Below are 13,594 nucleotides of genomic sequence, written 5' to 3'. Positions count from 1 at the left end.
CCCTGAATAAAAGTGGTTCAAGCCAAACCGTGCAGTTGCTTCCAGTTGCCTGGGTGAACCACATACCCGAACAACGCGTGTCCGCCGTATACCAGTTCGGTGCCTTCGGGAATCCACAGCAACTGGCCGGGTGTGACGGCAAACAGTTCGTCACCGACCTGCAACTCGAAGCACCCTTCGATGACGAAAATCACCTCGTCATACAGCACCGTCCAGGCCACTTGCGCACCTTCCCAGCGGGCAAAACCCACACCGATGTTCGGCGAGACTTCGTTGCTAAGGGCTCGCGCCACATACGCGGCGCCTGGCGGGCCACCTCGAACGGTAAAATCCAGGTCCTGATGGTCGATGCGCATCACCCGGGAGCTGCCTTTATCCACCCGGCTCATAGCTCGCTCCGGCTGTTCCAGGCCGCCAGGCGAATGCGCGAACGAACGCCAAGGCCAAGGAAGGGTTCTGGCGGGTTGAGCGACGGCATGCCGGTCACCGCACGGATATCGTTGAGCTGGGCAGATTCGGCACCCACCGCGAGATCAGCCAGCATTGTCCCGGAGATGGTGCCCCAGGCGGCACCGACGCCGTTGTCGCACGCCGACGCGTAGACACCGGTTTCCAGTTCGCCAAAGAAGTTGGTGAAGTTACGCGAGATGGCGTAGACGCCGCCCCAGGTATGACTGAAAGGCACCTGCGCCAACTGCGGGAAGCGCGCCAGGAAGGCCTTGCGGTGCGCATCCTGCACTTTCGAACGCATGGCATCGCTGGTGCTGCGACCGTATTTGGGCACGTGCTTGTAGGTATTGCGGATAATCAGGCGGCGGTCCTGGGTCATGCGCACCGTGGTGCCGGCGTGATCCGCCGGGGTCAGTCCCCAGTCCAGTTGGCCGCCATAGGTCGCCAGCTCAGCATCGGTCAGGGGACGGGTCCAACTGGCGAAGGTCATGACCGGCAACAGGCGATTGCGCAGGTAGCCGAACTCCTGGGTGAAGATGCTCGTGCCCAGGAGCAACTGCGGGGTACGTATCTGCCCTGCCGTGCCGTGCAAGATCCAGCCGCCACGGCCGTCGCGCTCCAGCCGCTGGATGGGTGATTCTTCCAGCAGTTGGACGTTGGCCGGCAAGGTCCGGGCCAGGCCCGTGACCAACGCCGCCGGTTGCATCAGGTAGCAGCCGGGAGTGTAGATGGCGCCGCGATAATGGCCGGTGCCCAACACCTTGGCCAGCTCTGCACTATCGGCCCGGCGAAACGGTTCGCCGAGGTCGCTCATCAGGCGTTCGAAATGATCCAGGTAAGCCAGGCCACGCTCGCCGACGGCGCCTTGATATTTACCGGCATGAGACCACTGGCAATCGATCCCTCGGGTTTCGACCAGGCCTTGCAACTGCGCAATCGCGGCGCGGTTGAGCGACAGCAAGCGCTGTTTGTGCGCGGGGTCCGGATGCTCCAGTGCGAACTTGTGCGGCAGGTCGATCACGAATCCCGAGTTGCGCCCCGAGGCCCCATGGGCGACCCGTTGCGCATCCACCAGCAGGATACGGGCTTGCGGATGATGCTCGGCCAGGCGACGGGCCGCCGCCAGGCCGGCAAAGCCCGCGCCGATGACGGCGTAGTCGGCACGCTGTTCGCCGGACAGGCGTCTGCAGGCCGGTTGCTCGGGCAACGCTGCATACCAGCCGCAACTCGCATCGTCGTAAGGCAGGTTGATCGTGTTTTTCATGTGTCTGGCCTCAGGCAACTGCCTGCTGAGAGTGCTGACAGGACTGCAGCAATGCGCTGCGTTGCGTTTGCGCTTGGCGACCGAGCAGGACAAACCCATTGAGCTGGCCGCGGGCATCGTAGAAACCGGCGCTCAAGCCATCCTCCGTCGGCGTGCAGCGCCATTGACCTTCGCAGGCGCTGGCAGGCGCCAACAGACACAGCGGCGCGGCCGGGGTTTTAACCGTGACGGGCATCAAGGGGTAGTCGACAGCGGTCGGTTGGCCGAGCAGGGTTTTGCTCAGGGCCTGGATGCCCTGGTTGATCGGCGCCAGGTAAGGCAGCAGTTGTCCGCCGATCTCGATGCAGTCACCCAGGGCGTAAATGCCCGGTACTGAAGTTTGCAGTTGGGCGTTGACTTGAATGCCGCGTCCAACCGCCACGCCAGCGCTCTCGGCCAGGCTCAGGTCGGGGCGCAGACCAACGGCGGATAACACCAGGTCCGCCTCGAGGGTGTGGCCATCGGCGAGCGTCAGGCGATAGCCCTGCCCGCTGGCGTCGATGCCCTGCAGCGTGTTCTGCAAATGCCACCGCACCCCGAGTTCACCCAGCGCATATTGCAGCATCTGCCCGGCCTCGGCGGGCAACAGGCGCTCCATTGGCCAGCGGCCCAGGCCGATGACATCGACGCTAAACCCGTTATGGGCCAGATCGTTGGCAAACTCGCAGCCGATCAGGCCGTCCCCAAGAATGGCGACGCGCCGCACGCCGCCCAGGCGCTCACGAAACCCCTGGTAGTCCTGCAGATTGTTGACGCTGATCAGCGCTGAAGTATCGCCCTGGATCGGCAACCGAATCGGTTGCGCACCGCTGGCGAGGACCAACTGGCCGTATTCCATGTCACCGAAACTGGTGCGCAGGCGCCGCGCCGAACTGTCGATGCCCAGCACCTTGCAGTGCGGATAAACCCGCAGGTTAAGACGCTGCTCGATGGCCAGTGGCGTTTCGCCGGACAAGGCCTGGGCGCTCTTGCCCTGGGACAACCCGATCGAAAGCGCGGGCTTGGAGTACAGGTGACCGGACTCCTGGGTCAGCACGCGGATCTCGACCTTGGGGTCGGCCTTGCGCAACGCCTGGGCCAGGCCGTAACCGGCATAACCGCTGCCGATGATGACGATTGGCTGGCGCGGCGACAGCGCGGCAACAGGCAGCGGCGGCGCAGTGACCGGCACCGTTGCGACCGTGGCCGCCTGAGCGTACTCACTGATATCGAGCATCTCGAAATCTGCCTTGCCCACGTGGCATTCAGGGCACATCCAGTCTTCGGGGACATCTTCCCAGCGGGTGCCGGCGACGATGCCGTCCTGCGGCCATCCCAGTGCTTCGTCGTAAATCAGGCCACACACGATGCAAAGCCAAGTCTTAAACATGCTATTCACTCCCCGGCGACCCGGATCGCCACGTTTTTGGTGCGCACGTAGCTGTACAAGGCTTCCTGGCCCTTTTCCCGACCAAAGCCCGACAAACCAACGCCGCCAAAAGGCGTTTCAATGCCACCGGCATACCATTCATTGACGAACACCTGGCCGGATTTCAGGCGGCGCGTGCAGCGCATGGCGCGGCTGATGTCCTGGGTGAACACGCCGGCGACCAGGCCAAATTCAGTGCCATTGGCGATGGCAATCGCCTCTTCTTCGGTGTCGAACGGCAGGATCGCCAGGACCGGCCCGAACACTTCTTCCTGGGCAATGCACATCTGCGGGGTAACGTCGCGGAACACGGTCGGGCGCATGAAATGCCCGGCCCGGTCAGCGAATGCTTCACCCCCGGTAACCGCCACTGCACCGTCTTCCACTGCGCGGCGGCACAAGGCTTCGATGCCCGCCAGTTGCCCGGCGCTGACCACGGGGGTGAGGTCGGCGTTGTCCTGGCCCAGACCGACGCTGAGCCCCTCGGCCATGGCGACCACGGCCTCGACTACCTCTTCATAAATGTCGCGTTGCACCAGCAGCCGCGACATTGCCGAACAGACCTGGCCGGCGTTGAAGAAAATGCCCGACTGGACGCTGGCCAGCAGTTGCTCGCGGTTTGCATCGGCAAAGGCGATCGCCGCGGACTTGCCGCCCAGCTCCATTACGCTGGGAATCGCATGCTGCGCGGCATCACACAGGATCGACTGGCCCGTTGGTACAGAACCGGTGAACACGATCTGGTCGACAGCGCGATGGCTGACAAGATACGCGCCGACTTCGCGGCCGCGGCCGCAGATCAGGTTGACCGCGCCGTCGGGCAAGCCGGCCTTGGCAATGGCGCGGATCAGCACGCACATGCCCAGCGGTGAAAGCTCGGGGGACTTGATGACCACCGCGTTGCCAGCCGCCAGGGCCGGCGCCAGCGAACGGGCGCAGATCGACACCGGGAAGTTCCACGGAACGATCTGTGCCGAAACGCCCATGGGGTCGTACAGGGTAAAGTCCATGTAGCCGTTGCCCAACGGGATCGACGTGCCCTCGATCTTGTCGGCCATGCCGGCGTAATACTCGAAGTAGCGCGCCGCCTCGATGAACTCGTCCCGGGCATCGCTCAGGCGCTTGCCGTTTTCCTGGCACAGCACCCAGGCGCCCTCATCGGCCACGGCGCGGATTTCCTCGGCAATGCGTAGCAGCCAGGTGACGCGTTGCGCCGGTCGCACACGGTTCAACTCACCGCTGTCGGCACAGCGGCGTGCCGCCAGCAGCGCACGCTCGGCATCGTCGACGGTGGCCTGGGCAATGGTCGCGAGCGGCTCGGCCGTACCGGGGTTGTTCACTGTCAGGCGCTGGATGCTGTCGCTCCATTGCCCGTCGATGTAATTGAGCCAGTGGGAGGCTATCGGATACATGGGACAACCTCCTCAGGCAGACGGCGTGGTGGCCAGCAGTTGACGGGCGGCCCATTGGTGGAAGAAGTGCGTCGGAATGTCCATTTCCGGAGAGAACGCCCCACCCTTGTAGCCCGGGGAATGACGCCCTTTCTGCATGCCTTCGACGGAGCTGATGTCTTCGGCGAACACCACTTTCCAGGACTCCAGGATCGCCTCGCGGCAAGCGCTGAACTCCTCGTTGGTGGCGGCGTCGTCGCCCACATAGAACAGGCGCAAATGTTCGATCGTGCGCCCCGGCGAAACCGGCTCCAGCTGCATGGCGAAGGCATGGTCAGCCTGGATGCCGAGCAGGACGTTCGGGAAGAACGCGACATATTCGGCGTTGCGCAGGCGATCCAGCGGCCAGGCGGGGAATTTCGGCAGATGCGTACCGGCGACATCCGACAGGTTGTAGGCGTAGCTGCCCTGGCCGGCGAAATGCTGGTCGAAAATGATGTTGTAGTGGTCTTCCAGGCGTGAGTACGAGTTCAGGCTCGGGTGCACCCATGGCAGGTGATAGGCCTCGCAGTAGTTCTCGACCGCCAGTTTCCAGTTGCAGTTGATGTCCAGCGTCGTGGCGTCATGGCCCGGGCGGCGGCGCAGCAGGTTCATGCCGTCCTCGCCGAGAAACTGCGTCCAGCGTTGGGTCAGGGGCGCCAGCATGTCTTCGAGCGGTTGTGCGTCGCCGGACAGGTTGATGAACACCATGTCCATCCAGATCGCACTGCGGATGGCTTTCAGGCCATGTTTTTCACAGGCGAAGCGTTCATCCTTGTGCTGGTCGATGCCGCCGACATGGGGCGTCCCACGCAGGCCGCCGTTGAGGTCGTAGGTCCAGGAATGGTAAGGGCAGCGGATGACGCCTTGTACTTCACCGGCCTCCTCCACCAGCTTCATCCCGCGGTGGCTGCAAACGTTATGGAACACCTGCACCAGGCCTTCACGGTTGCGCATCAGCAGCAACGGCAACCCCATGAAATCGACAGGCTTGACCGAACCGGCCTTGCCCAGGTCACTGGCGAAACCGACACAGGCCCAGGTCTTACCCATGACCTGATCGCGCTCAAGCTCGAAGTAACGTTGTTCGGTGTAGAACTCGTTGCCAAGGCCAGTCGCTTCGTGAATCGGATTAAGGACGGTTTCAAGTTGATGCACAGGAATTTGCTGGATGCTGCTCATTATTGTTCTCCCCTGCTGGGCACGGTATTGAAGGTCGGCAGGCTCATCGGCCAAGGTCCGCTGGCAGCAAGTTTGGGAAAACAGAGGGGGTCTCGACAAACGATATTTCCGGCGCCATTCATGACTTTATGTCATGAATAAACGGGAAGTCAGCGCATGCAATGTGGCCGCTCGGCATTGAAAATACCGAGGGTTCGAGGGATTAAAACCAAAGGTGATTCAGTTCGGTTGACGGGTAGCCATGACCACTTCGTTACTTCGTGTCCTGTGGCGCTGGAAGTTGATTCATCAGCCAACTGCGAAAGCGTTTTACACTTTGCCGCATACCGCCTCGCGCCAAGGGCTCCAGCAAGCAGAACTGCGCATCGGTGCGCAAAACCGTGTCGAGCGGTCGCACCAAGGCCCCCGTATGCAGGTAATCGTCGACCAGGTTGGACCAGGCCAGTGCAATACCTTGTCCACTGATAGCTGACTGGATCAGCATCGAGTAGCTATTGATATTGATCCGGCGTTTGGGCTCGACGTTTTTCAGGCCCAGGTTGCGGAACCATTCGGGCCAGCCGATCCAGTCACGCTGCGGGTCGTCGAGGAACAACCAAGTGCAGGCAGCCAGCTCCTCGGGCTGGTTCAAGGCCGGGTGCTTGGCCAGGTAAGCGGGGCTGCACACCGGGAAGACTTCTTCGGAAAACAACGGCGTGACCTGCATGTCCCTGGGCGGTGTCCGGCAGTAATACAAGGCCAGGTCACAGTCGAGGCGCGAGAAATCCTTGACCTGGTCATGGGCGATGATTCGAAGATCGATCTCTTCGTTCTCCCGTTGAAACTCACTCACTTTCGGCAACAGCCACAGGGACGCCATCGCCGTACTGGTTGCGACCGTCACTTGCTCGGCGCCCTGCCAATGGCGAATTTCACCGGTAGCCTGGGCAATCTGCAGCAATGACGCACGGACCGTCTCATAGTATTGGCTGGCTGCCGGGCTCAGGTGAATCGTGCGGGTGGTGCGTTCGAACAGGACCTTGCCCAAATAGTCTTCAAGCAGGCGAACTTGTCGACTGATTGCCCCTTGGGTGACGTTCAATTCTTGTGCCGCCAGGGTAAAACTCAAATGGCGCGCTGCCGCTTCAAACGCGACCAGGCTGTTGAGAGGGGGTAACGGGTGGATTTTCATACAAGGCAGGTCACGTCGTTATTTTGGTTTTATCGCGGCAGTCTAGCCCCTGTCATTGCAGGTGCACAGCGGCGAAAAACTCACATGCTCAAGGCCACCTCTATCGGCAAGCCTGCCTGTCAACGAAGATAGAGCCTCGGTTTGATTGCACCCGTTTGAGCCTGATGACGCCCGCCAGCATCATCCCGATGCACAGCAGGCCCAAGGCCTGCCCCTTGGCGCTGCGCGAGCGCCCTGTCAGAGTGGTGCCACTTGGCCTGGGCCACCGAATGCTTTCAGGTCCTGGCGACGTTACTTCGCAAAACCTGCCGCCAGGACCGTCTTCACTTCAGCGCCAACGAACCCGGCGTTCGCGCGTCACCCAGTCATTGCATGCCGGCTGCCGCCCATTGCGGCGTGACGGTCGTGTTGTGGCGCTTGGCTCGCTGAGTCAGCGCCAGCATCGTCAAGAAACCGAGCATGATCAGAACCGGGTACGCCATCAACAGGTCGGAGAGCGAGTATTTCCAGGCCAAAGGACGGCCGACGCCGAGCATGGCGGCGTACAGCCACGACACCGCCGATAGTGCCCCACAAAACAGGGCAAGCATTCGGGCGCTGAATCCGAGGTCGAGCAAGGAGCCTGCCTTTTGCAGGGCCGGCAATACCAGTCGGTGCAGCAGGACGCCGTTATAGGTCAGCAGCACGACAATGATCACCTTGGCCTGAAGCTTCGGATTCATGAAGTACTCGAGGCCTTTGTCGAGGTAGTCGATGCCGATGATGGCAGTGCCTGTCACCCATAGACAGATCAACGCAACCACAACAGACTTCTGAAGACTTTCCATGTGCGCATTGTCATGTTCAGTGAACACTGTACGCTTCAATATATCCCTGACCATTGCAATATCACTGGTGAACACCAAACCTATCGCCACACAACAGGCGAGCAAATGAACATACACAACGCCCAGCCGCAAAAACTCCATGAATTCTTTATGTTCGATCAGGCTCATCATTGTATTTATTGCCACGGGAATCTCTCCACCTTGTTCGACAGTACAGATCGGTCAAGCAGCAGTTTTTTTCTGTTCGACCTTGCTCATACAGGAAAACCGACCAATAGATTATTATCGATATCCTATTGGTTCAGTCAGGGAGTTGATGACATCTTAGTGACTACCTCTCAATTTTCGGGTAAAAAAATCCCCATCTGCATTAACTGCATTTGAGGTTCTATTTCCGCTTCTTTTTTTCGATTGCGAGAGCCGGCCATGGATGCCGTGCTGCAGGATCAGAGGCCTACAGCGCGCAAATGTTCATTTTTTAACCACAGCACCGACAAGCGGTAGCGGCGTCGGGCGCCACCGACATGGATGATCTGCCACCAACTAACCCGTTGAGGCCCATGACAGCTGAGCTCGTTGGATTACATGAGCGTCGACACTTGTAATTGGATCCACTAGTTGTCATGGAATAAAAAGTGGAGTCAATTGCTAGAGGGCTGGTTGACGCCGCCCGCCCATAAACAGTCATACTATTTTCAGGATTTGTCGATTTCAAGCATCCCGGGCACAGAAAAAATTCTTGTGCCTGCGGATCAACTTAGCCTCTAGGCATATATGAAACATCGCAACAGTAACAACCCATTATTGAGTATTTAATATTGACTGAGTCTTGGCGACACTGCTTCTCCACACTGTCGCCAAGCGCGTTGGTTTATTTCAAGTCAGACCAACTTCAATGTCACGTTGATGTTGTTGCGGGTGGCCTTGGAGTACGGGCAATACTTGTGGCCGGTGTCGACCAGTTTCTGTGCGGTTTCGCGATCCAGTCCCGGCAGGCTCACATTCAGCCGGGCCTGCAGAAGATAGCCGCCTTCATTGGTACCCAGGTCCACCTCGGCATCCACGGCCACGTCCTTGGGCAGTGCCACTTTCAGTTCTTTGGCAGCCACACCCATCGCGCCAATGAAGCAGGCTGACCAACCGGCGGCGAACAACTGCTCCGGATTGGTGCCACCGCCGCCTGCGCCCGGGGACGACAGCTTGATGTCCAGGATGCCGTCGGAACTGCGCGAGGCGCCGTCCCGGCCGCCGGTGGTATGGGTTTTTGCGGTGTACAGGACTTTGTCGAGCTGGGTCATGATGATCTCCTGATTGAATTGAGGTTTATGCAATGTCAGGTGAATCAGTCTTCCGGCTTGGTGCCAGGCATTCAATATAGACGGCGGTGCCCGACCCAGCGCCCGATCCGACAAAGGCCCTCCTGCAACACGCAAACTTTGCAGGCGCGAGCAGGCTCGCGATGAAGGTCCACGATTACGCGGGGAGCTTGACACCCCGCGCCGCTCTAAAGTTTTTCGCGAGCATGCTCGCGCTTACTCGCCAACTTGTACTTCACACAATCATCATAAAAACTCTGCCGGACCGCGGCAGGCTTGAGCCGTGTCGGGCTGTCATAAGTTTGTTCGGTAATGCCCATTGCCATCATCCGCATCCATGGCTTGGCAAACTTGTACGCCTGGATTTTTTGCCGTGCCGCATACAGCGAAACCCCGGACAACTTGAGTTCCTGGGCTCTTGCCGCCGTCCCCGCGCCCCAACTGCACATATAAGTATCACCGGGCTTCAGTTCCCTGGCCTGGGCAGAAACTGTAAGACCCGCAACGCTGAAAGAGATCAGCGCGACCCAGACATTGCGCATTTGCATTCCACCTAACCGCCTGAAAATAAAGCGATTCTGGCAACATGCGAGAAATCTGGGGGCCAGCATAATGCCTTCTATGCAATTGATTGACTTGCGTCAGTAACCGAAAGTCATTTTCTTGCGACATTTCAAAACTTTGCTATAGATAAGCTCTCACCGCCAACTAATGAGGCAACGGAATGTCAGTCGCAAAGAAAATGAGTGTGGGGCAACTGACGATGTTGACTGCGGTCAACATGTTGGGCTCAGGCATTGTGCTACTACCGTCGAAACTGGCGGAAGTCGGATCGATATCAATTCTTTCCTGGTTGATTACAGCCACCGGCTCACTGGCATTGGCCTACGCGTTTGCGCGATGCGGGATGCTCAGTCGAAAAACCGGCGGCATGGGGGGATATGCCGAGTACACCTTCGGCAAGGCCGGTAACTACATCACCAACTACACCTATGGTCTCTCGTTGCTGATTGCCAACGTGGCGATCAGCATTACCGCGGTCGGCTACATCCAGGAACTGTTCCACATTGAACTGGACTCACTGCAAGTGGGCCTGGCGACCATCGCATTACTGTGGATCACCACGTTCGCCAACTTTGGCGGTGCGCGCATTACCGGCCGCATTGGTTCCGTCACCGTATGGGGCGTGATTGCACCGGTGGTGCTGGTGTCCACCGTTGGCTGGTTCTGGTTCGACAGCAGCGTGTATGCCGCCGGCTGGAACCCGCACAACATGGCCTGGTACGACGCCGCGGGTGCCTCGGTGGCGATCACCTTGTGGGCATTCCTGGGCCTTGAGTCAGCGTGCGCCAACACCGATGCGGTGGAAAACCCCGAGAAGAACGTACCGATCGCGGTGCTCGGCGGCACCCTGGGTGCGGCAGTGATCTACATCGTTTCTACCAACGTGATTGCCGGCATCGTCGATAACCCGGAACTGGCCGCCTCTACCGCACCGTTCGGCCTGGTCTTCGCGAAGATGTTCACCCCACTGGTTGGCGACATTGTGATGGCCGCGATGGTACTGGCCTGCATCGGCTCGCTGCTGGGTTGGCAGTTCACCATTGCCCAGGTCTACAAGAGCTCGGCGGACACCGGTTACTTCCTGTCGATCTTCGCCAAGGCCAACAAGGCCGGGACGCCCATCGTCGGCATGCTGGTGCTGCTGGCGGCGCAGACGGCCCTGGGTTTCCTCACCATCAGCCCGGACCTCAGTAAACAGTTCGACACGCTGGTCAACCTCGCGGTGGTCACCAACCTGGTGCCGTACATCCTCTCCATGGCCGCGTTGATGACCATGCAAAAGGTCTCCAACGTACCGGCCGGCAAGGCGCTGGCTACCAACATCATTGCCTGGGTGGCGGCGGCCTACAGCTACCTGGCGCTCTACAGTTCCGGCGAACAGGCGCTGATGCTCGGCGGCGTGGCGACCATTTTCGGCTACACCCTGTTCGGCTTCGTCAACAACCGCCTGATTCGCCTTGAAGCACTCAACAACAGCGTGCCGACACAAACCGTCAGCGCGCAGCACATCACTGGCCAACCGGTGCCGGTGAATAGCCTGAAAAAAGCCACTCTGGAGATTCACGCATGACGGAATATAAACACTCACTCGGGATGCTCGCGCTGGTGGTCAGCAACCCAGCGGACAAGCGCACGGTGTTTGGTCGCGCCCTGACTCAATTGGTCAGTGACGTAGAGGGACGTGGCGTCAGCGTACTGGCCTCGGAAAGCCTCAGCGATGCCGCGTCGATCCTGCGGTCGGACCCGGCCATTCAATGCGTGCTGATCAGCTGGGAAATGGACACCAGCGAAGGTCACGAAGACTGCATCAAGTTGCTGGTCAAGCTGCGCGAGCGCAACACGCGCGTGCCGGTGTTCCTGATCAGCGACCGCACGACCGCCTCGAGCATTCCGCTCCTGGTCATGCAACACGCCGACGACTTCATCTGGCTACCGGAGGACACCAGCCGCTTCCTCAGCGGACGTATCCTGGCGGCCATCGAACGCTATCGCCAGGCCGCCCTGCCGCCCATGTTCGGCGCGCTGGTGAAGTTTGCCAGGTCCTACGAATACTCCTGGCACACCCCCGGTCATGCCGGTGGCACGGCGTTTCTGAAAAGCACGGCGGGTCGGGCGTTCTACGAGTTTTTCGGGGAAAACCTGTTGCGTTCCGACCTGTCGATCTCGGTCGGTGAACTCGGTTCACTGCTCGATCACAGTGGCCCCATTGGCCAGGGCGAGCGCTATGCGGCCAAGGTGTTCGGCGCCCATCGCACGTACTACGTGACCAACGGTTCGTCGATGTCCAACCGCGTGATCCTCATGGCCAGCGTCACGCGTAACCAGATCGCCCTGTGCGACCGCAATTGCCACAAGTCCGCCGAGCATGCGATGACCCTTTCGGGGGCGCTGCCGACCTATCTGGTACCGACGCGTAACCGCTACGGCATCATCGGCCCGATCCTCCCGCAAACCCTGAGCAGCGAGGGCGTGAAAGCGGCCATCGCCAACAACCCACTGGTCAAGGAAGGTATCGACCCGACGCCGGTCCACGCGATCATCACCAACTCCACCTACGACGGCCTGACCTACAACGTCACCCGCGTCGAAGAACTGCTGGGCCAGAGTGTCGACCGCCTGCATTTCGACGAAGCCTGGTACGGTTATGCGCGCTTCAACCCGCTGTACCGCGACCGCCACGCCATGCACGGCAGCCCGGACGACCACGATGCTTCGAAGCCGACCGTATTCGCCACCCAGTCGACCCACAAGTTGCTGGCGGCCCTGTCGCAGGCCTCAATGATTCACGTGCGCAATGGCCGTAACCCGATCGAACACGGACGCTTCAACGAGTCGTACATGATGCACGCCTCGACCTCGCCCAACTACGCGATCATGGCCTCCTGCGACGTCAGCTCGGCGATGATGGAAGCGCCCAGCGGGCAGATCCTCACCAGCGAATCCATCGAAGAAGCCGTGTCGTTCCGCCAGGTCATCTCACGCATGCACCACGAGATGTCGAGCAAGGACGACTGGTTCTTCACCTGCTGGCAGCCACCCACCGTGCAAGTGGGCAATGCCACGGTGCCGTTCCACGAAGTCGATCCGCTGCTGCTCAAGACCGAGCCCAAATGCTGGGTCCTGCACCCCAACGAGGTGTGGCACGGCTTTGGCGACATCGAGGAAGGCTACTGCATGCTCGACCCGATCAAGGTCTCGGTGCTCAGCCCCGGCATGGGTGACGACGGCAACCTGCTGGCCACGGGCATCCCGGCCTGTGTGCTGACGGCGTACCTCGGACGCCAGGGTATCGTCGTCGAGAAAACCACCGACTTCACTATCCTGTTCCTGTTCTCCATCGGCATCACCAAGGGCAAATGGGGCACGCTGGTCAACGCGCTGCTGGACTTCAAGCGCGACTATGACGACAACGTCGAACTGGAGCTGTGCCTGCCCGACCTGCTGGCCGGTAACCAGACCCGTTACGCCGGCATGGGCCTGAAGGACCTGGCGGACGAAATCTTCGCCGCCATGAAGTTGCACAAGACCACCTCGGCCATGGCCCAGGCGTTCGGCACGCTGCCGCAAGCCGTCTTCAGCCCGGTGGAGGCCTACGAGAAACTGGTGCGCAACGACATCGAACTGGTCACCCTGGAACAAGCCGCCGGGCGTATTGCCGCCACCGGCATCGTGCCGTATCCGCCGGGCATTCCCTTGCTGATGCCGGGTGAGAACGCCGGGGCTGCCGACGGGCCGCTGCTGGCCTATCTCAAGGCACTGGAAGCCTTCGACAGGTCCTTCCCGGGGTTCACCCATGACACCCACGGCATCGAAGCCGAGGCCGGGGTTTATCGGATGCTGGTACTGAAATGAGATAAGCGGGTTTTCACACTAACCCCTGTGGGAGCGGGCTTGCTCGCGAAGGCGGAGTGTCAGCCACTGTTTAGTTGACTGACACATCGCC

The 13,594-nt window shown here is 60.2% G+C and carries 11 protein-coding genes and 1 pseudogene; 2 read left to right on the top strand and 10 right to left on the bottom strand.

All coding sequences use genetic code 11. The annotated features are described in order from the left end of the window. Positions 1–17: 17 nt before the first annotated feature. The 10 genes and pseudogenes from QLG10_RS21220 to QLG10_RS21175 all read right to left on the bottom strand — a co-directional run bounded on the left by QLG10_RS21220 (position 18) and on the right by QLG10_RS21175 (position 9,629). Positions 18–389: an ethanolamine utilization protein EutQ gene (locus QLG10_RS21220; protein WP_110752969.1), complete on the bottom strand. Its 372-nt coding sequence runs from the start codon at positions 387–389 to the stop codon at positions 18–20. After that, positions 386–1,714 carry an FAD-dependent oxidoreductase gene (locus QLG10_RS21215; RefSeq protein ID WP_282487971.1) on the bottom strand — a complete coding sequence of 443 codons (1,329 nt, stop codon included), beginning with the start codon at positions 1,712–1,714 and terminating at the stop codon, positions 386–388. Before QLG10_RS21215 ends, QLG10_RS21220 begins: the two co-directional genes overlap by 4 nt. A 10-nt stretch (positions 1,715–1,724) precedes the next feature. Further along, positions 1,725–2,969 (bottom strand): FAD-dependent oxidoreductase, encoded by a 1,245-nt coding sequence (locus tag QLG10_RS21210; RefSeq protein ID WP_282487975.1) that lies wholly within the window; start codon positions 2,967–2,969, stop codon positions 1,725–1,727. Continuing rightward, positions 2,958–3,122, bottom strand: a pseudogene (locus QLG10_RS21205) (rubredoxin); the annotation flags it as partial. The gene QLG10_RS21210 and the pseudogene QLG10_RS21205, both read right to left, overlap by 12 nt. A 5-nt stretch (positions 3,123–3,127) precedes the next feature. After that, positions 3,128–4,573 (bottom strand): aldehyde dehydrogenase family protein, encoded by a 1,446-nt coding sequence (locus QLG10_RS21200; RefSeq protein WP_110752975.1) that lies wholly within the window; start codon positions 4,571–4,573, stop codon positions 3,128–3,130. 12 nt (positions 4,574–4,585) lie between these two features. Continuing rightward, positions 4,586–5,773: an aromatic ring-hydroxylating dioxygenase subunit alpha gene (locus QLG10_RS21195; protein WP_282487970.1), complete on the bottom strand. Its 1,188-nt coding sequence runs from the start codon at positions 5,771–5,773 to the stop codon at positions 4,586–4,588. A 253-nt stretch (positions 5,774–6,026) separates the two neighbouring features. Then, positions 6,027–6,944 carry a LysR substrate-binding domain-containing protein gene (locus tag QLG10_RS21190; protein WP_248679276.1) on the bottom strand — a complete coding sequence of 306 codons (918 nt, stop codon included), beginning with the start codon at positions 6,942–6,944 and terminating at the stop codon, positions 6,027–6,029. Between the two features lie 365 nt (positions 6,945–7,309). Next, the gene (locus QLG10_RS21185; RefSeq protein ID WP_110752979.1) at positions 7,310–7,957 is read right to left on the bottom strand and encodes a hypothetical protein; all 648 of its coding nucleotides are present in this window, start codon (positions 7,955–7,957) and stop codon (positions 7,310–7,312) included. A 695-nt stretch (positions 7,958–8,652) separates the two neighbouring features. After that, complete coding sequence (locus tag QLG10_RS21180; RefSeq protein WP_033039169.1) at positions 8,653–9,069, bottom strand: organic hydroperoxide resistance protein; 417 nt, start codon at positions 9,067–9,069, stop codon at positions 8,653–8,655. Positions 9,070–9,275: 206 nt separating this feature from the next. Then, the gene (locus tag QLG10_RS21175; protein ID WP_110753147.1) at positions 9,276–9,629 is read right to left on the bottom strand and encodes a hypothetical protein; all 354 of its coding nucleotides are present in this window, start codon (positions 9,627–9,629) and stop codon (positions 9,276–9,278) included. A 182-nt stretch (positions 9,630–9,811) separates the two neighbouring features. Between QLG10_RS21175 and potE the strand changes: the two genes are divergently transcribed. Then, positions 9,812–11,221, top strand: a complete 1,410-nt coding sequence (gene potE, locus QLG10_RS21170) for a putrescine-ornithine antiporter (RefSeq protein WP_033039173.1) — start codon at positions 9,812–9,814, stop codon at positions 11,219–11,221. Continuing rightward, complete coding sequence (locus tag QLG10_RS21165; protein ID WP_282487969.1) at positions 11,218–13,503, top strand: Orn/Lys/Arg decarboxylase N-terminal domain-containing protein; 2,286 nt, start codon at positions 11,218–11,220, stop codon at positions 13,501–13,503. The genes potE and QLG10_RS21165 overlap by 4 nt, the downstream gene beginning before the upstream one ends. The last annotated feature ends 91 nt before the right edge of the window (positions 13,504–13,594 follow it).

Source organism: Pseudomonas sp. V98_8, assembly GCF_029967975.1.
GTDB lineage: Bacteria > Pseudomonadota > Gammaproteobacteria > Pseudomonadales > Pseudomonadaceae > Aquipseudomonas > Aquipseudomonas umsongensis.
This window is presented reverse-complemented; position numbering and strand designations above follow the sequence as displayed.

What these genes read in the sequence shown, in the direction of transcription:
- potE (WP_033039173.1), top strand. Translation starts at nt 9,812, where the DNA reads ATGTCAGTCGCAAAGAAAATGAGTGTGGGGCAACTGACGATGTTGACT.
- QLG10_RS21175 (WP_110753147.1), bottom strand. Translation starts at nt 9,629, where the DNA reads ATGCGCAATGTCTGGGTCGCGCTGATCTCTTTCAGCGTTGCGGGTCTT.
- QLG10_RS21190 (WP_248679276.1), bottom strand. Translation starts at nt 6,944, where the DNA reads ATGAAAATCCACCCGTTACCCCCTCTCAACAGCCTGGTCGCGTTTGAA.
- QLG10_RS21220 (WP_110752969.1), bottom strand. Translation starts at nt 389, where the DNA reads ATGAGCCGGGTGGATAAAGGCAGCTCCCGGGTGATGCGCATCGACCAT.
- QLG10_RS21215 (WP_282487971.1), bottom strand. Translation starts at nt 1,714, where the DNA reads ATGAAAAACACGATCAACCTGCCTTACGACGATGCGAGTTGCGGCTGG.
- QLG10_RS21180 (WP_033039169.1), bottom strand. Translation starts at nt 9,069, where the DNA reads ATGACCCAGCTCGACAAAGTCCTGTACACCGCAAAAACCCATACCACC.
- QLG10_RS21200 (WP_110752975.1), bottom strand. Translation starts at nt 4,573, where the DNA reads ATGTATCCGATAGCCTCCCACTGGCTCAATTACATCGACGGGCAATGG.
- QLG10_RS21165 (WP_282487969.1), top strand. Translation starts at nt 11,218, where the DNA reads ATGACGGAATATAAACACTCACTCGGGATGCTCGCGCTGGTGGTCAGC.
- QLG10_RS21195 (WP_282487970.1), bottom strand. Translation starts at nt 5,773, where the DNA reads ATGAGCAGCATCCAGCAAATTCCTGTGCATCAACTTGAAACCGTCCTT.
- QLG10_RS21210 (WP_282487975.1), bottom strand. Translation starts at nt 2,969, where the DNA reads ATGCTCGATATCAGTGAGTACGCTCAGGCGGCCACGGTCGCAACGGTG.